Raw genomic sequence first — 19331 nt, forward strand, 5'->3', positions numbered from 1 at the left:
GAGGCGGGGCGCCCGTGAGGCGGGGCGCCCGTGAGGCGATGATGGCTCCATGGCGTTGGCGACGGAGTTGACCCGGCTGCTGGGCGTACGGCATCCGATCGTGCAGGCACCGATGGGCGGATCGGCCGGGGGCACCCTGGCCGCGGCCGTCTCCGGGGCGGGCGGCCTCGGCCTTGTGGGGGGCGGGCACGGGGAGCGGGCGTGGCTGGAGCGCGAGTTGGCGATCGCCGCGGAGGGCACCGGGGAACCGTGGGGGGTCGGATTTCTGACCTGGGGGGTCGATGCCGGTGCGGTGGAGCAGGCGCTGGACTTCCACCCCGCGGCGGTGATGCTGTCCTTCGGCGACCCCGGCCCGTTCGCCGCCCGGATTCGCCGGTCGGACGCGGCGCTGATCATCCAGGTCACGGATCTGGACGAGGCCAGACGGGCCCTGGAGGTGGGCGCCGACGTCATCGTGGCGCAGGGGACCGAGGCCGGTGGGCACGGGGCGCGGCGCGGGCGGTCCACGTTGCCGTTCGTCCCGCTCGTCGTGGACCTCGCGGGTACGGTGCCGGTGCTGGCGGCCGGCGGGATCGCCGACGGCCGCGGCGTGGCCGCGGCGCTGGCCCTGGGCGCGGCCGGAGCAGTCATCGGCACCCGCTTCCAGGCCACCGCCGAGGCCCTGGTCGACGCTGAGACGGCCAAGGCGATCGTCGAGGGGCGCGGGGAGGACACCGAGCGCAGCAGCGTGCTGGACATCGCCCGCGGCTCGGGCTGGCCGGCACAGAAGTACACGGCCCGTACCCTCGGCCACCCCTATCTCGACCGATGGCGCGGCCGGGAGACCGAACTCGCCGGCGACGCGCAGGCCCGTCGGGCTTACCAGGCGGACGTCGCGCGAGGGGCGATTCCGCCGCTGCCCGTCTGGGCCGGCGAGGCGGTCGATCTCATCACCGATCTGCCGCCCGCGGCCGACCTCGTCGCCACCCTGGCCGCCCAGGCCGAGGAGGCACTGACCCGGGCCGCGACGCACCGGCCGGAAGCCCACGACTGACGCCGTCGGGGGCGGGGCGGCGTGTTGCCCTACCCGACCGCGGCCCGTACCGGGCCGGTGCGGTCTGGTATGCCAAGCCGGAACGTGACCGCCGATTCCCTACTATCGGTTGATGCGCTCACGCAGACCCGGGACACGAGCGGCCATCGCGGTCACGTTGTTACTGGCCTCGTTACTGACCTCCTGCAGCAGCGGCGGCGGGAGCGGCAGCTCCCGTGCGACTGCAGACCCTTCGCCGAAGGCGGCAGCCGGGGAGCTGGGCATGGCCGCGCAGGGCGCACGGCCGGCCGCCGGGAAGCCCGCGCGGCAGCCGCGTCCCGGCGACCTCAACGGCGACGGCTACGACGACGCCGCGGTCACTGTCGGCGAGGACCGCATCGCCGTCGTGTACGGCTCCGCGCACGGGCTCGACCCGCGCACCCGGAGCACGTTGCGGGCCGCGCTGTCCGGGCCACGTGTCCCCGGCGTGCCGTGGGCGCAGCTCGCGCGCGGCGACCTCGACGGGGACGGCTTCACCGACCTGCTGGTCACGCTGGCGACCGGGCAGCAGCACGCGCTGTGGGGCGGCCCGCACGGCGTGACCGGGCCGGCCCGGCTCCCCACCGGCACAGCCGTCGTACAGGGCAGGGAGACCTCCGACTGGGAAGCGGGCCACGCCGGCGACTTCGACGGCGACGGCACGACGGACGTGTACCGCCTTGCCGCGTACGACGGCACCGGGACACCGTCGGGAGGCACCGTCTGGTACGGGCCCTTCGGCCGCGACGGGAAGCCCGCCCGCACGCAGCGGCTGGACGAGAGCCGGCCCGCGGACTCCGCCCCGTACAAGGCGGTCGCGGGCGACTACAACGGTGACGGGCGCGACGAGTTGACGGTCCGGTTCCGGTGGACCGACCCCGAGGGAGAGGGCGACGGCCTCACGTCCCTCATGGCCGTACACCACTTCCGCGGCGGGCCCGGGGGTCTCTCCCTGGCGCGGCGTACGGGGAGCGAGGAGGGGTACGAAGGCATACCCGGTGACGCCGACGGGGACGGCGACGACGAGCTCGTCAGCGTCGCCATGGACGGGGCCGAGCGAACGCTGACCGTGTCCGTGAACCAGCACCCCGGCCACCGGGCACAGCCGGCCGAGGTGCTCACGGGCGTCGAGGGCGGCGACGCGGAAGGGCGCGCGGTCGGCGACGTCACCGGCGACGGCAGGCCCGACCTCGTCGTCTCCTCCCCCTACGCCGACGTACAGCAGGGCCTGGTCCACCTCGTCCCCGACATCGCCCACGCCACCTCCGCGACCCGCCCCCAGTCCGTCGGCCTGGACACCCCCGGCATCCAGGGCGAGTCCCCCCGCTACTACTCCCGCGTCCGCTTCCAGTCCCGCCCGCCGCTGCTCGACGCCAACGGCGACGGCCACCTGGACGTCATCGCGCAGACCCAGCGCGGGCGCGACCTCCGCGGCCTGTGGCTGCTCCCAGGCTCCGCCACCGGGCTGGACGCCACGGGCTCACACTTCATCTCCGCACACGAACTGGGCCTGCCGGCAGCGGACGGCTGAACCGGCCGGCCACGAGCCGCACGAAACGGAATCGCCGCAGGCCAGCCAGGCAACCTAGCGGTAGTTCACGAACTGGACGGCGAAGTCGAGGTCCTTGCCCTTGAGGAGGGAGATGACCTCCTGCAACGAGTCCCGGCTCTTGGAGGTCACCCGCAACTCGTCCCCCTGCACCTGCGCCTTGACCCCCTTGGGCCCCTCGTCGCGGACGATCTTCGCGAGCTTCTTGGCGTCCTCCTGGGAGATGCCCTCCTTGATGGTGGAGTACAGCTTGTACTCCTTCCCGGACGACTGCGGCTCCCCCGACTCCAGGGCCTTCAGCGAGATCCCCCGCTTGACCAGCTTGGACTGGAAGATGTCCAGCACGGCCTTAGCCCGCTCCTCGGCGTTGGCCCGGATCTCGATCCGCTCCCCGGACCAGGCGATGGCGGCGCCGACGCCCTTGAAATCGTAGCGCTGCGAGATCTCCTTGGCGGCCTGGTTGAGAGCGTTGTCGACCTCCTGCCGATCGACCTTCGAAACGATGTCGAAACTGGAGTCGGCCATCTTCGGTGCGCTCCTCGTGCACTGGTTCCCTGATACCGCACCCCGATCCCCGGGGCCGCCGCCCAGCCTAGCCACCCCACCCGCCCCACGAGCCCCACAACCGGGTGGCGGACCACCCCCGGCCATCGGGTATGGTTTACGACGTTGCCGGGCGGCCCCAGCGGCCGGTCCGGGCGACATCCCCAGGCGGTGTGCCCGAGTGGCCAAAGGGAGCAGACTGTAAATCTGCCGGCTCAGCCTTCCCAGGTTCGAATCCTGGCGCCGCCACCACCACGAAAAGGGCCCGTGACCAGCATGAACGCTGCCACGGGCCCTTTCGCGTATCCACTCCCCCGGGTGGCGTTGATTCACCCGGATTGCCCCAGTGTGTCTCACCCTGTTTCGCATCCTGACCAGCAGTTGTGGGGCATCTGTGGGGCAGCCCCACAGACCTACCGCGCGGCTCGCAGCGTGGCTTCGATCCTGGCGTTCGCCGTGGCTGCCGCTCCTTCCAGGCACTTCGCATAGACGCGGAACAGCACGGCGACGCTGTGGCCGGCACGCTGCGCCACCTCCTGCGGCTCCACGCCGGAGCTGAGCCACGTCGACACGGCGGCGTGCCGGAGGTCGTACGGACGCTTGGCCAGCAGAGACGCGCACTGTGCGGGCGTGAGTGCACGACTGCGGGCTTCCGCCCACACCTCGCCGTATCCGGTGTCCTGGATGAGTCCACCGCGCTGCGTACGGAACAGCCGACCGTCCGACGCGATGCCGTAGGCGGTGATGTGCCAGCGCAGGAGCGCGACCAGCTCGGGCGGGATGGGCACGAGCCGTACCGCCTTCCGGGGCCGGTGCTTGAGTCCGCGTTCGTCGTGCGGGCGCCCGGTGTCGGTCCAGGCCGACCCGGAGCGCGGGCGTGTCTCCCGCAGCCGCAGGACACCCCAGCCGCGCCGGGGAAGGTCACAGTCCTCACGGCGCAGCCCGATGACCTCAGCCGGGCGAGCCGCCGCGTAGTACATGCAGCCGAAGAAGGCCACCAGCCGCCGGCCCCGCGGACTCTGCGCCCGCACCGCATCCAGCAGAGTTACGGCGAGCCGCGGATTCGGTACGCACGCCGGATCGACTTCTTCCGTGACCTGCTCCGGAGGGGTCCACTGAATCAGGTCAAGCGGATTGCTCACCAACCGCTCAGCGTCGACCGCATAGCCGAGTGCGTTGTAGAAGATGGCCCGCTTCCGCCGGATGGTGCTTCCAGCCGCCGTCGTTCCGTCGAGCTTCTTCGTCAGCGCATCGAGCGCGTCACGGGCGTGCATCCGATCAGCCAGCGCCGAGACAGGCAGCGAATGGCGCTCGAACCAGTCGAGAACCTTCGCCACGTCGGATGGAGGCTCCTCCCGCCACCGGTTCTTGTTGAAGGCCCAGCCGTACAGGGCCGCGCGTACGACTCTGGTGTCAGCCATGCCCTTGGTGTCCTTCACGAGCGCGGGCATGACCGTGGCCATGGCCTCAGCGAGTGTGCGCCTGGTCGACCCGGGCGCGTGAGGCCATTTCATGGCGATGTAGTCGCGAGAGTGCTGATACCAACTCACGTCCTTCTGCCGCCGCAGCTCACTGGCCGGCAGCCCGGTCGTCACGTCGAAGGGCTCACCTGCGTGAAGCGCCCTGAGCAGTTCTGCCCGGCGGCCGTCGGCGAGCGTCTTGGTTCTGAACGTCTGAGAGTGCGCAGTGTCGCCGGTCTTCCAGCGCACCTCTGCTGAGGTCTGGCCCCGGTCCTTGCGCTGCCGGACCCCCCAAACGCGCACGTCGTACGTCATCCCCATGGGGAACCTTTCTTGCAGAAGGGACCCGGCTGTTCGCCGGGCCCCGGGGCGGTCAGTACGCGGGCGTGTCGAGCCCGTTCCACCAGTCGTCAAGGTCGCTACGCCGGCAGCGCAGTTGACCGTTCGGGAGCTTGACGAGCTGCGGAGCCCTGCCGCGGGCGCGCATGCGGTAGAAGGCAGCGCGACTCATACCGATCTCTTCGAGGACTTCGGGGAGCTTGAGCATCTTGGTGCTGGCCAAGGTGATGACTCCTTCTCGGGCAAGGTGTCCGGGGGATGCGCTGAAGTCCGCCGCCCCCGCCACCACACCGGTCAGGGGCGTGATGGAGGTAGCGGGGAGGGGTAGCGGGGAAAGGTCACCGCACAAACCGCAGAAACCGCAGAAACCTGCGAGCTTGGACCCTGACCTGGGGTTTTGCGGCCCACGGGGTGGCTGCCGCAGAAAGCACAGGATGTGCCGCAGAAATACGGTCGGCCAGCCCCTCCTGGCTGTGGGCGGTGGAGTGCGGGGATTTGTGCGGCGCTTCTGTCGATTTCTGCGGTGGTTGGGGCGGCACGTGGCCGAGGGTGCCGCGCTGCTGGTCAGCATGTGGGGCGTGGGGTTTCTGCGGCTTCTGCGGTTTGTGCGGCCGGACGGTGCCGCGCAGGGGGGTGCGTGCGGTCATGCCAGCCCCTCCCGTACCTGCGGGTGGATGAGGTAGCGCGGGGCTGGCGGACGGCCGCGCTTGCCGTTCCGGGGTGGTGTGTGGGTGCGGAGGTAGCCGTGTTCCTCAAGGAGGGAGACGGCCGGCTCCATGTCGGCGACCGTGGGGAACTCGGCGCGGGACAGCTTGGTGAACAGGTCGCGTCGGCTGACCGTCTCCCAGCCGTTCGCGGCCAGCACCTCCAGCAGCGTCCTGGCCCGGGACTGGACGGCGTCGGCGCCCATGAGGTCGAAGACGTTCAGAGCGTGGCCGGCGAAGTACTCGCCGAGTTCGATGGCGCCCAGCATGGTGCTGTCGTCGATGGCCTTGCCGTAGCCGTCATGCAGGTGGGCGGCAAGGTGCAGCAGCCCGGCGATGCGCGCGACGGCGCCCACCAGCTTGCCCGCCCACTTCTGAAGGTGGCCCAGCTTGCCGCCTTTGGGACGGAGCTGGATTTCCAACTCCTCCTGGTAGCTCATCAGCGTGTTGTCGGCGGCTGGCGTGAGCTGGAGTACGGCCGGATCCGTCCAGTCCGCCAGGGAGAGAGTGAGCGCGATGACATTGCGCTCGTAGCGAGCAGCGACAGCATCCGTCACCGGGTCGGGGGCGCTGTTCCGGTATCCCACCAGGGACTCCGGCATGGAGTAGAGGATCCGGGCCAGCAGGCCGCGCCCGTCGAATCCGCGGTGCTTGCCGATGTCCTCCAGAACGGTCGGCTGCACGGCCAGCCCCATGGTGAGAGCGGGGGCCTCGATGGACTCTTCTCGGGAGCGGCGGTCGATGCGCAGGCGGTCTCCGGAGTGTCCTTTGAGGAAGACTTCCATGTTGGGGGCTCCGGAGTAGCGCCCGGCGATGATGTCGAAGATGCCGCCCTCAGCGGACATGACCGCCAGGCGCCCACCCTGTTCGGCCATGAGGGAGGTGACGGTCTCCGGTGTGGAGTCATCGGCCAGCAGCCGGGGGCGCGCGGGCACGGTGAGCCCTTCGGCTTGCTGTGCCAGGCCAATCGCCTCGGCGACGAGCGAGTCACGCTCAGGGCCCTCAGCCGCTGCCGCGCGTGCGGCGGTCTTGTCGGCTGCTTCCTGCGCCATCTTGCACGTCAGGTCGGCTTCCACAATGCGCCCGGCCATTTCTTCCGCGAGCGACTTTTCCGCTTCGTAGAGCGGGCCGGTCATCGCAGTGAAGACGGCGCTCTTGCGGTTGGCGGGCGGAAGGGCGACCACCACGTACAGGTTGGTCGGCTCACGCCACCGGCCGCGTACCTGCACGACGCAGCGACCGCCGGCAGCCGTCGCCAGGACAGCCATGGCCAGCGAGCCTGCCAGGTCGACGGGTGTCTGCGTCTCCTCGGCGATGCCGGCAGCGAACTCACGTAGCCAGCCGGGGAAGGTGTGCAGAGGGAAGGGCGGGAGCGTTGGACGGGTGTTGAGGGGGACGGGCTCCTGCCAGGTGTCCGGAAGCTTCTCGTCGCTGAGGGCGAGCGCTTCACGCACCTCGGCCGCAGAAGCCTCCGGAGTCGATGCGGCCTGTACGAGACGTGTTCCCGCTTCGATGAGGCGGCGACGCTCGGACAGTTCGTGAACGATCTCGGCGTAGTACCCGGCGTTCGCGGCGGTGGGCACGGCCTGAACGAGAGTGTGGACGTAGCTGTGGCCACCGACGCGGCGCAGGTCGCCGAGACGGTCCAGGTGGTGTGTGAGGGTGATCGGGTCGACCGGTTGACCCTCTTCGCGCAGCGCGAGGATGGCGCGGTGAATCGTCTCGTGGGCGGGCCGGTAGTAGTCCTCCGGGCTCAGGGCCTCGGTCACCTCGGCGATGGCCTCGGCGCGGAGCATCATGGCGCCGAGTACGGCCTGTTCGGCTCCCAGGTCGTTCGGCGGAGCGCTGCTTCCGGACTGATCGAACAGCGTGCGCACATTGCTGTACGGCGCGTCCGTGGACTCGGATGGCATGCTGGTGCCCTCCTGATTCCTGGTTGGGATAGGGAGACCGGAGGCGGCGGGCGACCTTGGTCGGGAGTGCCGCCGCCTCCGGGCGCAGCTAGGAGTCGGTGCGAGCCGTGAGCCAGGTCAGGTATTCCTGGCGGACGTAGGGCCGGTAGGACCGGCCGGGCGGGTTCAGCAGCGGCTTGAAGGGGCCGCGCGTCGTGTAGTGGGTGTGGTCGAAGTCGGCGAGTCGGCCGGCCGCGTCTTCTGCCCTCTCGACCGCTGCGGCAGCGACTTCAGGGGCGTATGTCTGGACTTCGGCGAGTGCGATGCGGTCGAGCAAGGCGGCCTTGCGGAGCCAGAATTCGCGCCCCATCGGTACGCCGAATTCCTTGTCGGCTGCCGCGCCGGCCACCCACGAGATTTCCGGGATGATGCGGGGCGCGTTCGCGTAGGCGACCTCGGGTGACGGGCATCGTGTGGCGTTGGGGTCGGGGGTCACTTCTTCTCCCTGGCTTGCTCGGATGGGGCTCACTGCTCGATTTCGAGGGCGCTGAGAAGGTCGGCGATGCTGCCGCCGATGAGGGTCAGCCGCCGCTCGATGGCCTGCCATGACTCGGCGTCGATGGCCATGAGGCCGGCGACGGCGGTGGCCCGATCACCGCGTTCGAGAGCGTTGAAGGCTTCACGTAGCTCACCGGCGGCCATGAGCGAGATGTGTTGGGGAGGGGGTGAGGTGGCGTTCAATGAGTTCTCCGGTTCTGATCAGTTGCCGATGCCGCGGACGGCGTCGGCGACGGCGATGACGAGTTCGTTGACGGTGGGGGCGGCGTCGGTGTCGGCGAGGTAGAAGCCGAACAGCGCGGCGATGACGGCGCCGGTGAGGGTGGCCGACTTCAGGCGCAGCACCACCGCCAGGGCGATGCCGGCGAGCAGCACGACAGAGATGGTCAGGTTCATCAGCGGGGTGTCCTCTCGGTGTTCCGGGCGCGTGCGTGGTTGCCGGGGGTGGTGGTGTGGGCGTCGCGGTAGAGGTGGGCGGCGCGGTTGTAGATCCAGCGGCCTATGCGGATGCGGCGGCCGTAGCCGCGGCAGCGGCGGCAGTCACGGCCGCGCTTGATGCGTCCGCGGCGGGTGGTCTTGGTCTTGAAGCCGAAGCCGCGGCACCTGCGGCAGGTGCCATACGGGCTGGCTACACACAGCAAGACGTAACAGAGAGTAGCAGCGAATGGGATGGCGGTAGTAATGAGCATGGGGGTCTCCAGGTCTTGTTTCGCGAGGTTGTGTAGGGTTGCCGCAGGTAGGGCGCTATGCGCTACGTTGCTGCTGAGAGCGGCTTTGAAGTGCTAGCGGGGGTGCTACCGGTAGCAGGTTGTGGTGCTACCGGTAGCACCGTCCGGCCGTCAGGCCGCGTCCCGCTCGTCGTCACGCTCCGCAATCGCTTTGAGGATGTGGGCGCGGACGATACCGCGGCGGGTGGTGCGCTCCCCGGCGTCCGTCGTGCCGGCGACACCGGTGGTCTTGATCCCGTACGGCTTGAGCGCGGTGGTGACGTTCTCGGTCTTCCACCCGCCGTAGACCTCCGGGCGCAGCTCGGCCAGGCGGGCGGCGATCCGCTCGTTCCAGACGCGCTCTTCATCCGCAGTGGTCACGGTGCGGATATCGGCAAGCAGGTCGTAGCCGGCGGCCGGGTCGGTGGTCAGGTCCTCATCGGCGGCGATGCCGGTGATGTTGCCGTAGTCCTCGCGCAGTTGGCGGGCGCGGGCCACGATCGGATCCGCCATGAGGGCGTCGACCTCGGTGCCGCGGATGATGATCGGTTCGTCTTCCTCGCCAGACATCCAGGCCATGCCCTTGTCCCGCTTGAACGAGAAGATCGTGGCGCGGTAGCCGGCCTTGTACATCGACGTGCCCAGGATCATGTCATTCTCGGTCTGGCCGGTGACCTTCAGGCAGAACCGCAGCACCGCGTTCGCGCTGATGGGCGTGGGGATGGAGTTCTTGTCAACCCGCTGTGTGGCCAGCACGGTGATGAAGCCCAGCGCCGGACCGCGCTTGACGAAGTCCGTGACGATCTCCTGAATCTCCTTGCCGTACTTCTCGTGCTCGAACGCCTTCTGACACTCATCCATCGCCACCATCACCGGGTGCAGCCGAAGCCGCTTGTCCGAGGCCAGCTCGGACGTGACCTTGGACTCCGGACAGCGCGACAGCGGCAGCGAGCTGATGACCTTCGCACGCCTGCGCAGCTCGGCCTTGAGTTCGCGCAGGTCATCGAGGCAGTACTTGATGTCCTCGTCTTCCTCGCCGGAGCGATAGCGGTGGCATACCGGCTTGAGCGGGCGGAAGTCGCCGGTGCCCTTGAAGTCGTAGGCGTGCAGCTCAGCGCGCGGATCCAGCGCGGCGATCAGCAGCAACAGGCGCATCAGGAACGTCTTGCCCATGCGCGGGATGGACCCGATGACGCACGCGACGAACATCAGCGTGACGTTCACCCAGCGCATCTGCTGGTTGTTCGCGAACGGCACCGGCTTGAACAGATCCACCGTGCCCGACTTCGCCAGCGGCCAGGCCGGCGCCTTCGCCTCATGCATCGGCCGGTCCCCCACCCACAGAATCAGCGTGCCCTCGTGGTCGTCCGGGTTGGGCATCGGCCACACGCACCCCAGCTTCCGGCGCAGCCCTGAGGCGAGTTCCTTGCGCTTGTCGATGACGTCATCCGGCGTCACCCCCGGCGGCAGTTCGATGTCCGCCCGCCAGCCCGGTCCGTCGCGGTGGATCTCCGAGGTGAAGCGCAGCCCCACGCCCTTCTTGATGGCCGCGTTCAGCTCTGCAATGCCCAGCGCTCCCAGCGCGGTGGTCACCATCGAGGCGGTGAGCTTCGGCGCCTCGGTCTTGACCACCGCATGCTGCGAGATCGGCGAATCGGCCGGTGCCCCGACCACGCCGAAGGCCCCGATCGCCGCGGCGACGGCGAGCGCCTGCATCCACCACGGCGCAACGAAGGCCAGCAGCAGCGCGACCGTGATCAGGATCGGCACCATGACCACCGTCACCGCACCGCGCCAGCGCACCCGACGATCCCGCTGCCGGCACAGCTTCAGATACTCGCCGGTGTGCTCCTTGAACGCCTCCGCGGACCGCAGCCCCGCCCCCTCGGCATCCGAGGCCCACCGGCGCCAGCCGCGCATGCTGCGGCCGATACCGCGCGGGGTGTGCCTGAGCAGTCGGCCGGCGTAGACCGGCGAGCGCAGCGCGTGAAAGGCCGCGATGTGCCCCAGGTAAGCGGCCAGCCAGCGCGCCGCCGTCGCCAGTTCGACACGCGACTTTAGCCAGGACGGGACCAACTCCCGCCGCCCGGCCTCCCGTGCCTGCCCCATCAGCCCCGGGTTCTTCGGCTGCGGGCCGTCGACCGGCCGCGGCCGATCGCCCTCATCGTCGTCGTCCGATCCGCCCGCCGAGTCGGCAGCCCTCCGATCGGGCGATCCGCTCGTGCCCGATCGGGTCGGCCCGGCCTTGTCGAAGTCGACTACGTCGCCGCTGTGATCGGCCGGTGGGGCGCCGAATACTTCGGCTTCGAGCCTGTTGAACAGCTCGCGCTCATTGTTCTCGTGGTTCACTTCCAACTGTCCTTCCTCTGGGAGGAACGAGCGGGGTCCGGCCACTGCTTTGGTCGGTTGAGACCGGGCCCCGCGGCCTAGTGAGGTGCTGTGGCCGGCTCTCGGGCCACGCTTTGGAGTTCGCGCATGCGCGCGCTGACCCAGCCGACCGACCAGCCGGTTCGCTCGGCGAGCTGTCGCACGGTGCGATCGGGATCAGCGGTACGGATGGCCTCCAGGGCCTCCTCTTCGCTCAGCTTCGCGGACGCGGCGCTTGCCCTCGGCGACGGCTCCTGGCCCGTTGTGCTGGGCTGCGGCCGGCGGTGGGGAGCGACGTGCGCTGAGTGTTCATGAACGGAGCGTTGCTGCTCGGGCTGTTCACGCTGCTGTTCACGGCGCTCGCGGTCGGCCCGTTCGCGCGCCTCACGAGCCAGCTCGAACTCTCGCTGTTCACGCCGCTCGCGCTCCTTGGCCTCCGCGTCCAAGCGGCGCAGCCGCTCTTCGTGCTCACGCTGCTCCCGGCGCTCGGCTGCTTCTCGTTCGGCACGCTGCTGTTCCAGTTGGGCGGCGTGCTCGCGCGCTTCCCGCTCACGGCGCTCAGCAACTTCGCGTTCCTGTTCACGCTCCACGCGAGCCAGACGCGCCCGTTCGTCGCGCTTGGCCTGTTCGTGCTCGGCCTGTTCACGCCGTTCACGCTCGATGTGTTCAAGCGCCGCGGCGATTGCGCGCCGGTAGGCCAGTCCCGCCTCTGCTGTGACGATCAACAGGATGGGTGCGACGGCGTGAACAGCGACGCCGACCAGGTCGCCCTGGAGCGCCGAGTCACCGATGTTGAGGGCGAGGGTCATGGCGCCGGTCAACCAGCGCAGCACTGCCGGCCATGGTCCCGCCGAGCCGCCGAGACGAGCGATGGTCGAGTCGAGACGCACGACGATCACGACGGCCGCGTCGACCACCAACGGCAGTACTGGCGCCGTCAGTTCCCACCCCTCCGGCGTCACACTGCGGACGAGCGGGGTGACGGTCAGAACGGAGAAGAGGATGGCGCCGAAGATGACGCTCCATGTTCCGACCGAGAGCGTTCGCTCGGCGGAACGGATCTGCCTCGCGTCCAGGGCGGAGAGCCGCCCGCCCGTGCCGACCCGATGCGGCCCCGGGGCCGGGCTCAAGCCGCCTCACCGCCCAGCAGCGGGCGGGCGGCAAGGACGACCGAGGAACCCGAGATCAGTGAGGTGAGTGGGCTGGGCAGTGCCTCGGTCAGGAGAGCGGCGACCCGGTCGTACAGCTCGGGCTCTTCGGCGAGGATGTCCCGTGCCGCATCCCGGCGAGCCGCGCGCTCCTCGGCGCTCTCCCCGTCCACGCCGAGCCACAGTTCCAGCGGGGTGCCAAGCGCCAGCTCCAAGGCGTCGTTCTCGGTGACGACCTCATGGCCGGCGATGAAGGACTTCATAGTCACGATCCGAACTCCTGCTTCCTGGTTGGGATAGGGAAGGCAGCGACGACGGGCGTTTCTTGGTCGGGAGTGCCGTCGTCGGCTGCTGGATGCCTGGCGATCAGACGCGGATACGCCGAGGGCGCAGAAAGACCCCCTTCAGACCGGAGGTCACGGCCACGGTGAAGGTGAAGGTGACCGAGAAGACAAGGACCGCTCCCCCGCCGAGCTGAGCGACAGCGGTGCCCATGACGATGCCGGTGATCAGCCCGAGCGCGATGAAGCAGAGGTGTGCGACATCCGTGGACGGAGTCCGCGGCTTGACCGCACGCGCCACCATCTCGATGTCCGCCGTGGGCACCGGGCGAACCGCGTAGGCGAGCTGTAACAGCACCACCCCCGAGGCCATGCCGGCGACCGTGCCCACGGCGTCGTCCCGGCAGTCTCGGACGACGTCACCAAGGGCGAGCAACATGATCGTTCTCCTTCCGAGTCGGGGAGCCAGGAGCCTCCTGGCCACGGACCGCTCGTCTCAGACGAGTGGTCATGACCCGCGACGCCGCAGCTCAGGCGGCATCGCGGACCAAAATCACTCGGCTTGGCGCTCTGTGGAGTTGTCAAAGAACAGCCGCTTCATTCGGGCCCGTTTCGCGGGACCCTCCAGACGGACTACGTAGCACTATGTAGCAGTACGTATCATCACGCAAGCCCCTTGGAGCTGCGAGCGTGCTAGGACGTGTCAGGCGTGGGTACGCTCGGAGGCGTGAGCAGAGCTGATAACGACCCCCGGCCCGCCTTTGAACAGCTAGCTGATGACTTGCGCGAAGGGATCAAGAGCGGTGCCCTTGAACCCGGCCAGAAGCTGCCTTCTGTGCGGCAGCTCATCGAGCAGTACGGCTTCGTGTCGGCGACGGTCCAGAAGTCGCTCACTGCCCTGCGAAACGAAGGTTGGATCTTCACCACCAGTCGCGGGAGCTTCGTCCGTGACCCCGACTCGCCGCGTGGGCCGTCGGCCGCACCCGTAACCGCGGCTGAGTTCGCAGAACTTCAGGCCCAGATCGCCGCGTTGGCCGACCGCTTGCGGCTCATCGAGGAGAAGCTTCCAGACCGCACCGACTCGTAGCATTTTCACCCCCTCTCCTCCTCTCTCCTCGCTGCGATGCCGACTCAGCGTCGATAGGCTGTGTTTCGGCCTGTGCATCTGTTGTACGGCCGCGGGCAGGCCGTCAAAAGACTGTCCATGTGGCCTCGATGGACCGGCCACAAAGGACACAGCGGTGGAGGTCGCGTGGGACAGAAGCCCAAGTTGCTCACGCCGGAGGCGGGGCCTCACCACGAGCTGGGCGCAGAGATGCGGGAGTGGCGTACCCGCCGGGGCCGCTCGCTGGGCAAGTTGAGCGCGCGCATCAACTACAGCCCCAGCTACATGGCCCGAGTTGAGCGCGGGGACCAGCCCGCGTCCGCCGACCTGGTGACGGCCTACGACCACGAGTTACGCGCGGAGGGGGCGCTGGTCCGCAAGTACAGGCGCATCCAGGCCGCGGCATCGGCAAGCCCCCAGACACGTGAGCAGCCACGTGTCCATGTGTCCAATCAACACCCCGATGTGTCCAACGGCTCTGTGCTTCTGGAGGACAACGCAGAGGATGAGGCAACGTCATCGGCAGGGATCTCCATCCCCGCTCGTACCGATGACGGAAGGATCATCTTCGTGTCGATATCGCGTCGTGCGCTGCTCGGCACCCTCGGAACCGCGGCGGCATTCGCCGCGCTCTCGGATGCTCCGGCTGTCGCCAAGCCACCGACACCAGGGACGTTCTCCGCGATGAATCCGATTGAGCACCTAACGGCCACTCGTCACGTACTGATCGACAACGACAACATGTTCGGGCCGTACCAGAGCATCCCGATCGTTGAACGTCAGCTAGCAGCCATGCGATCACTACGGCGAGAGCTTAAGGGCGAGGACCGACGACAGCTCCTCCAGCTACAGACGCAGTACGCCGAGCTGGCCAGTTGGTTCCACCAGGACGCGGGCAACTTCCGCGCAGCCCAGCACTGGACACGCGAAGCGCTGGAGCTGTCCCATCTGGCCGGGGACCCTGAACTCACCACCTACATTCTCGCGCGCCGCAGCCAACTCGCCGGCGACATGCGTGACCCCATCGAGGTCCTGGACCTCGCCGAGGCAGCCGAGGACCGCACGGAGCCAGGCAGCCGCCTCGCCGCCGTAGCTGCGACGTTCGGCGCCCACGGGTACGCGCTCCAGGGCGACACGGATGCCTGCAAGCGCGCCTATGACCACGCGCACGAGCTGCGTGAGGCCATGGACCCCGACCCAGCGTCTCCATGGGGCGTCTGGCTCGACTCCGCTTACATCGAGGTGCACCGCGCACAGAGCCTCAACGTCCTCGGCGACCACCAGGCAGCCGCCGAGAGCTTCGGCCACGCCATCATCCACCTTCCGGCCGAGTTCCACCGCGACCGAGGCGTCTACCTGGCACGCCAGGCTGTCGCCCTCGCAGGCGCGGGAGAAGCAGAGGAAGCCGGGCGCATCGGCATACAAGCGCTCCGTATCGGTGTGGAGACCGGTTCCGGGCGCATCACGCGAGAGCTGGCCCGCCTGGACGAAGACCTGGGCAAATGGCATAGCGTCATCACCGTGAACGAGTTCAAGGACGCTATGAGGGACGCCGTACTCAAGCAAGCCTGACCCTCGTACCATCTGCCGCAGTCTGTCCCAGCCAGCTCAGCCACCGAGGAGATTCCGTGCCCCGCCCGTACGTCACTCTCAGCGTTGCGACCTCGATAGACGGGTACATCGACGACACCAGCCCGTCACGCCTGCTGCTGAGCAACGCGGACGACTTCGACCGCGTCGATCAGGTCCGGGCCGACTCCGACGCCATCCTGATCGGGGCCGGGACGATGCGGGCCGACAACCCGCGGCTGCTGGTGAACAGCGAGGAGCGGCGCGCAGCACGCGAATCAGCCGGCAAGCCCGCCTACCCGCTCAAGGTCACCGTGACGAAGACCGGCGACCTTGAGCGCGAGCTGAAGTTCTGGCACCACGGCGGAGAGAAGGTCGCGTACACAACGGACGCGGCCGAGAACAAGCTACGCGAGCGCTTGAAGGGCCTCGCCGATGTCGTCTCGACCGGCGAAGAGCTGGACTTCGGCGCCCTCCTGGACGACCTCGGCGAGCGCGGCATTCAGCGCCTCATGGTCGAGGGCGGTGGACACGTCCACACCGCGTTCCTCTCACAAGACCTCGTTGACGAGATCCACTTGGCCGTAGCCCCGCTCGTCGTCGGCCAGTCCAGCGCTCCGCGCTTCCTGCACCCCGCCGACTACCCCTGGGCGTCCACTCGGCGCATGGCACTCGCCGAGGCCCGAACGATCGGCGATGTCGTGCTCATGCGCTACCTGCCCAAGCAGGAGAGCCGCACATGACCGCGGAGCCATCCGCTGCCGACGACACCTGGATGCGCCGAGCCATCGACCTCTCCCGCCTGTGCCCGCCGAGCGAGACAGCGTTCTCGGTCGGCGCGGTCATTGTGGACGCGGACGGCATCGAGATCGCGAACGGCTACTCCCGCGAGACGGATCCGCACATTCATGCCGAAGAGTCGGCGCTCGCCAAGCTCGCGACCGATGACGCGCGCCTTCACTCGGCGACGATCTACAGCACCTTGGAACCCTGCGCCAAACGACGCTCACGACCGCGGACATGCACCGAGCTGATTCTGGCTGCCGGCATTCCCCGAGTCGTCATCGCCTGGCGAGAACCGGACCTGTTCGCCACCGACATCGACGGAGTCGAGACCCTGCGCAGCGCCGGGGTGTCAGTCGTTGAGCTGTCTCAACTGTCCCTGGACGCTCGCGAGGTGAACGCCCACCTGCCCGGCATCGCAGGATGACCTACGGCGAGCCCGGATGCCAGCCCCCGGCGCCGCACCGCGGACGGCTCTTGCGGATACGCTCTCTCCCGCCCCTCACCCCTCGGGGTTTATCTCCAATTCGTACACGATCTCCGCGCGGGCGGCGGGGATGACGATGTCGGCAGTCTCGACCGGTCGGCCGTCGTCGGCGTAGTACGTGCGTTCAATGCGGGTGACGAGAGCCCCGCGCGGGATGCCGAGTAGTTGCGCTTCGCGAGCCGACGCTTCCCCGGGCTCCGGCCGCTCGACGGCGCGGCCCACTTCGACGCCGATCACCGCCATGCGCTCCACCACGCCGCGGCCGGCATGCGGGCCGCCTTCCGGCAGCACGATGATGGTGCCGCCCGTGATACTCAGCGGCTCCCAGCTCGATGAGAGCTGCACCGGCTTGCCCTCGGCCATGAACTCGTAATCGGTCCGGACACAGAGGTCACCCTCCGTGATCCGCAGGCGGTCCGCGATGGCGGGTGGCGCCGGGACCTTCGCTTCGCTCTGCGCCTCCCAGGTGCCGGTCTTGCCGAGGTCGGCCATGTCCGCGCGGAAGGGTGAGCCGTCCCGCCGCGAGCGCTGGAGCGTGCGGACCATGCGCAGACGCTCTCGCGGCTCGGCGACGTACGTGCCCGAGCCTGCGCGTCCCTCCAGCAGGCCCTGGGAGATGAGTAGTTCCTGGGCACGGCGGACCACTGCGTCACCGACTCCGTAGTCAGCGGCGAGACGCGCCCGGGACGGCAGCCGCTCGCCCGGCGACCACTCTCCGCCCGAGATGCGGCTCCGGAGCAGGTCAGCGATGTGGAGGTAGGGCGGCTGCTCAGGCATGTGGAAAATCTAGCTCACCAGGTTTAATCTAGCTATCCAGCTTTACTCAAAGTGAGCCCTACCCGGCAGAGGATCCCCCATGCCCGAACCAGAGGCCGTGGCCCAATCGATCGCATCTGCGATCACCGCGGCTGGGCTCACCCCACACATCAAACGCCAGCCCGGTTCCATCCGGGTCGAAACGGTCACCCCCGAAGCCATGCCGGCGAAGTCGTGGAACGCGCTCTTAGCTGCGCTGGACAGAGGTGACCGGTTCGGGATGGAGGTCAGCGCGCAGGGCTCCGTGGCGTGGGCCGTCGTCCTCACGGACACCCCGTCGAGCGAGCGCGCTGCCGCACCAGAGGAGACCGGGCCGCCGGCGTAGGGAGCTGTTTGCCATGACCCGATACTTCGTCCAAGCCTTAGAACGGACGGCACGCTGGCTCTTTCCTGCCACCGGCCGCCACCGATCAGTTCCTGCACAGGTGAGCGGGCGTCTCGATGCCTCGCCGAAGCCCAGCAGGCCGCCCGTACACGCGGAGAGCTACCCCAGCGCCCTCGTTCGCCCGTACCTCGTGGCACACGAAGCCCGTATGCGGCGGTGGAACGCCCAGGACTACACGCTCCGGCTCTACCCGCGTTCGGGCACCGCGCAATCGGGAGGTGGCCAGGCGTGAGCTACCAGTCCCCCGACTGTCACGTCGGGCAGCACGGCGAGTGCCGTCACGCCGAACACAACCAGCATCGACGAGCAGCCCCCGGCGTCTCCTTCGAACCGTGCGCCTGCACGTGTCACCGCACAAGCACCGAGAGGCTGAAGTCCCTTGAAAGGTCCCAGCATGGCGCGAAGTGAGAGGCAGGTCGCCATCGAAGTCGATGCAGCTTCGGTCCGCCTCGGCGACGAGATCCACGTAGGCGGTCAAACCCTGAGCGTGCGCGACCTCGTCCGTCTCCCCGGAGACGGCAAGCGGGTCATGTTCACCAGCGGCGAGACCTTGATTGTCAAGCCCACGACCAAGCTCACCGTTCTTCGAACAGCCGAGGGATGGACAGAGGATGCTGACCACGACCGCCGCTTCCCGCGTCAGGGGGCGAGCGCGTCACGCTGCGACCGAGTGAAAGCCGCCGCACCCTGCCCGGGGCTTCGACTCCTGCCGTGGGTAACCGAGACGGGCAGGCCCTGCTTCCTCAGCGAGGGCGACGACACGAGCGTGCTCGCGGCACTCGCCGATGCGGTGGAAGAGGAGCAACTGTACGACGCTGACGCGGCCCGTATGAGCGGGCAGGAGGTGCTGAGCGACAGCACGGCAAGCGTGTCCGCGCTCCGCCATGCACTCCAAGCCTCCAACCGCGCACTGGACGACGCGCTGCGTGTCGCCGACAGCAGGGGTGACCGCCTCGCGAACCATGAGGACGCCAAAGCCAACGAGAAGGACGACGACCAGGACGGCCACCCTCTCCCGTCCGCCGAAGCCTTCGACTGAAGGGGGTTCATAGGCCGACTCGCGCAGAGCACCACTCAGCGGAAGAGCCGGCACCAGGTGAGCCCGTGGGGCCCGCTGTGGCCAGCCTCCGGCCAGCGCGGCGGGGTCCCACGCGCCCACCGCACGGGAATCCGGCTCGACTTGAACCCGGCGTCCAACCGACCCGTGGGGCAGGCGTGGGGTAGATACCGACAAGCGCCGGAACGCAGCAGGTCAGAGAAGCTTTGTGCGGGGGACTGTAAATCTGCCGGCTCAGCCTTCCCAGGTTCGAATCCTGGCGCCGCCACCACCACAAAAAGGGCCCGTGACCAGTGTGAACGCTGGGCGGGTTCTAGTGATCCCCGCAACACCCTGGAGTTCAGGGAGTTGCGGGGATCGTGGGTTTTGAGGAGCTGAGGGCGAGGTTCTTCGAGGCGCTGGGGCGCGGGAACGGCAGTGTCGCGGGTGCTGCTCGGGCGGTCGGGGTGAATCGGCACACGGCGGCTGGGTGGGCGCGGAAGGCCGGGGTGCGTGGCCGTGGGAAGTCGGGCAGGGGCGGGCATCCGGGG

The 19331-nt window shown here is 68.8% G+C and carries 22 protein-coding genes and 1 tRNA gene; 9 read left to right on the forward strand and 14 right to left on the reverse strand.

The features are described 5' to 3' along the window. Positions 1-49 precede the first annotated feature (49 nt). Both B124_RS28435 and B124_RS28440 read left to right on the forward strand, forming a co-directional pair. Positions 50-1033, forward strand: coding sequence for an NAD(P)H-dependent flavin oxidoreductase (locus tag B124_RS28435; protein ID WP_496505841.1), 984 nt, complete (start codon positions 50-52; stop codon positions 1031-1033). Between the two features lie 262 nt (positions 1034-1295). Continuing rightward, the gene (locus B124_RS28440; protein ID WP_496505842.1) at positions 1296-2582 is read left to right on the forward strand and encodes an FG-GAP and VCBS repeat-containing protein; all 1287 of its coding nucleotides are present in this window, start codon (positions 1296-1298) and stop codon (positions 2580-2582) included. Between the two features lie 54 nt (positions 2583-2636). Here B124_RS28440 and B124_RS28445 read toward each other — a convergent pair whose 3' ends face one another. Next, on the reverse strand, positions 2637-3125 hold the full coding sequence (locus B124_RS28445) for a YajQ family cyclic di-GMP-binding protein (protein ID WP_496505843.1): 489 nt from the start codon (positions 3123-3125) through the stop codon (positions 2637-2639). 185 nt (positions 3126-3310) lie between these two features. Between B124_RS28445 and B124_RS28450 the strand changes: the two genes are divergently transcribed. Further along, positions 3311-3395 (forward strand) — tRNA-Tyr (locus B124_RS28450). 161 nt (positions 3396-3556) lie between these two features. Here B124_RS28450 and B124_RS28455 read toward each other — a convergent pair. The 11 genes from B124_RS28455 to B124_RS28505 form a co-directional block, all read right to left on the reverse strand. Continuing rightward, positions 3557-4924: a tyrosine-type recombinase/integrase gene (locus B124_RS28455; protein ID WP_496505844.1), complete on the reverse strand. Its 1368-nt coding sequence runs from the start codon at positions 4922-4924 to the stop codon at positions 3557-3559. Positions 4925-4976: 52 nt separating this feature from the next. After that, complete coding sequence (locus tag B124_RS28460) at positions 4977-5165, reverse strand: helix-turn-helix transcriptional regulator (RefSeq protein ID WP_496505845.1); 189 nt, start codon at positions 5163-5165, stop codon at positions 4977-4979. 420 nt (positions 5166-5585) lie between these two features. Continuing rightward, positions 5586-7559, reverse strand: coding sequence for a DUF3987 domain-containing protein (locus tag B124_RS28465; RefSeq protein ID WP_496505846.1), 1974 nt, complete (start codon positions 7557-7559; stop codon positions 5586-5588). 88 nt (positions 7560-7647) lie between these two features. Then, complete coding sequence (locus tag B124_RS28470; protein ID WP_496505847.1) at positions 7648-8034, reverse strand: hypothetical protein; 387 nt, start codon at positions 8032-8034, stop codon at positions 7648-7650. A 29-nt stretch (positions 8035-8063) separates the two neighbouring features. Then, complete coding sequence (locus tag B124_RS28475) at positions 8064-8240, reverse strand: hypothetical protein (protein WP_496505848.1); 177 nt, start codon at positions 8238-8240, stop codon at positions 8064-8066. Positions 8241-8297: 57 nt separating this feature from the next. Continuing rightward, the gene (locus B124_RS28480) at positions 8298-8492 is read right to left on the reverse strand and encodes a hypothetical protein (RefSeq protein WP_496505849.1); all 195 of its coding nucleotides are present in this window, start codon (positions 8490-8492) and stop codon (positions 8298-8300) included. Next, a complete protein-coding gene (locus B124_RS28485; RefSeq protein WP_496505850.1) occupies positions 8492-8737 on the reverse strand; it encodes a hypothetical protein in 246 nt (81 codons plus the stop codon). Before B124_RS28485 ends, B124_RS28480 begins: the two co-directional genes overlap by 1 nt. Before the next feature lie 198 nt (positions 8738-8935). Further along, positions 8936-11152, reverse strand: a complete 2217-nt coding sequence (locus B124_RS28490; protein ID WP_496505851.1) for a cell division protein FtsK — start codon at positions 11150-11152, stop codon at positions 8936-8938. 77 nt (positions 11153-11229) lie between these two features. Continuing rightward, on the reverse strand, positions 11230-12300 hold the full coding sequence (locus tag B124_RS28495; RefSeq protein WP_496505852.1) for a DUF2637 domain-containing protein: 1071 nt from the start codon (positions 12298-12300) through the stop codon (positions 11230-11232). Further along, the gene (locus B124_RS28500; RefSeq protein ID WP_496505864.1) at positions 12297-12581 is read right to left on the reverse strand and encodes a hypothetical protein; all 285 of its coding nucleotides are present in this window, start codon (positions 12579-12581) and stop codon (positions 12297-12299) included. Before B124_RS28500 ends, B124_RS28495 begins: the two co-directional genes overlap by 4 nt. A gap of 103 nt (positions 12582-12684) precedes the next feature. Next, complete coding sequence (locus B124_RS28505) at positions 12685-13038, reverse strand: hypothetical protein (RefSeq protein WP_496505853.1); 354 nt, start codon at positions 13036-13038, stop codon at positions 12685-12687. Positions 13039-13326: 288 nt separating this feature from the next. Here B124_RS28505 and B124_RS28510 point away from each other — a divergent pair, with 288 nt between their 5' ends. The 4 genes from B124_RS28510 to B124_RS28525 all read left to right on the forward strand — a co-directional run bounded on the left by B124_RS28510 (position 13327) and on the right by B124_RS28525 (position 16483). Continuing rightward, positions 13327-13686, forward strand: coding sequence for a GntR family transcriptional regulator (locus B124_RS28510; protein WP_496505854.1), 360 nt, complete (start codon positions 13327-13329; stop codon positions 13684-13686). Positions 13687-13851: 165 nt separating this feature from the next. Then, positions 13852-15276 (forward strand): helix-turn-helix domain-containing protein, encoded by a 1425-nt coding sequence (locus tag B124_RS28515; RefSeq protein ID WP_496505855.1) that lies wholly within the window; start codon positions 13852-13854, stop codon positions 15274-15276. A 56-nt stretch (positions 15277-15332) separates the two neighbouring features. Further along, positions 15333-16016 carry a RibD family protein gene (locus B124_RS28520; RefSeq protein WP_496505856.1) on the forward strand — a complete coding sequence of 228 codons (684 nt, stop codon included), beginning with the start codon at positions 15333-15335 and terminating at the stop codon, positions 16014-16016. Beyond that, positions 16013-16483 carry a deaminase gene (locus tag B124_RS28525; RefSeq protein ID WP_496505857.1) on the forward strand — a complete coding sequence of 157 codons (471 nt, stop codon included), beginning with the start codon at positions 16013-16015 and terminating at the stop codon, positions 16481-16483. Before B124_RS28520 ends, B124_RS28525 begins: the two co-directional genes overlap by 4 nt. Before the next feature lie 75 nt (positions 16484-16558). Here the strand turns inward: B124_RS28525 and B124_RS28530 are convergent, their stop codons facing one another. Beyond that, positions 16559-17320 carry a GntR family transcriptional regulator gene (locus B124_RS28530; protein WP_496505858.1) on the reverse strand — a complete coding sequence of 254 codons (762 nt, stop codon included), beginning with the start codon at positions 17318-17320 and terminating at the stop codon, positions 16559-16561. A 79-nt stretch (positions 17321-17399) separates the two neighbouring features. On the opposite strand from B124_RS28530, the gene B124_RS28535 reads away from it, so the two are divergent. Further along, complete coding sequence (locus tag B124_RS28535; protein ID WP_496505859.1) at positions 17400-17684, forward strand: hypothetical protein; 285 nt, start codon at positions 17400-17402, stop codon at positions 17682-17684. 454 nt (positions 17685-18138) lie between these two features. Further along, on the forward strand, positions 18139-18783 hold the full coding sequence (locus B124_RS28540) for a hypothetical protein (RefSeq protein ID WP_496505860.1): 645 nt from the start codon (positions 18139-18141) through the stop codon (positions 18781-18783). Between the two features lie 358 nt (positions 18784-19141). On the opposite strand, the gene B124_RS28545 is transcribed toward B124_RS28540, so the two are convergent. Next, positions 19142-19331: hypothetical protein (locus B124_RS28545; protein WP_496505861.1), on the reverse strand; the 190-nt coding region annotated here is incomplete at its 5' end.

Source organism: Streptomyces sp. CNP082, from assembly GCF_059570535.1.

Bases quoted from the DNA above. Each gene is read 5' to 3' on its own strand.
- B124_RS28435 (WP_496505841.1), top strand. From the start codon at position 50: ATGGCGTTGGCGACGGAGTTGACCCGGCTGCTGGGCGTACGGCATCCG.
- B124_RS28440 (WP_496505842.1), top strand. From the start codon at position 1,296: ATGGCCGCGCAGGGCGCACGGCCGGCCGCCGGGAAGCCCGCGCGGCAG.
- B124_RS28445 (WP_496505843.1), bottom strand. From the start codon at position 3,125: ATGGCCGACTCCAGTTTCGACATCGTTTCGAAGGTCGATCGGCAGGAG.
- B124_RS28455 (WP_496505844.1), bottom strand. From the start codon at position 4,924: ATGGGGATGACGTACGACGTGCGCGTTTGGGGGGTCCGGCAGCGCAAG.
- B124_RS28465 (WP_496505846.1), bottom strand. From the start codon at position 7,559: ATGCCATCCGAGTCCACGGACGCGCCGTACAGCAATGTGCGCACGCTG.
- B124_RS28475 (WP_496505848.1), bottom strand. From the start codon at position 8,240: ATGGCCGCCGGTGAGCTACGTGAAGCCTTCAACGCTCTCGAACGCGGT.
- B124_RS28480 (WP_496505849.1), bottom strand. From the start codon at position 8,492: ATGAACCTGACCATCTCTGTCGTGCTGCTCGCCGGCATCGCCCTGGCG.
- B124_RS28500 (WP_496505864.1), bottom strand. From the start codon at position 12,581: ATGAAGTCCTTCATCGCCGGCCATGAGGTCGTCACCGAGAACGACGCC.
- B124_RS28505 (WP_496505853.1), bottom strand. From the start codon at position 13,038: ATGTTGCTCGCCCTTGGTGACGTCGTCCGAGACTGCCGGGACGACGCC.
- B124_RS28525 (WP_496505857.1), top strand. From the start codon at position 16,013: ATGACCGCGGAGCCATCCGCTGCCGACGACACCTGGATGCGCCGAGCC.
- B124_RS28530 (WP_496505858.1), bottom strand. From the start codon at position 17,320: ATGCCTGAGCAGCCGCCCTACCTCCACATCGCTGACCTGCTCCGGAGC.
- B124_RS28535 (WP_496505859.1), top strand. From the start codon at position 17,400: ATGCCCGAACCAGAGGCCGTGGCCCAATCGATCGCATCTGCGATCACC.
- B124_RS28540 (WP_496505860.1), top strand. From the start codon at position 18,139: ATGGCGCGAAGTGAGAGGCAGGTCGCCATCGAAGTCGATGCAGCTTCG.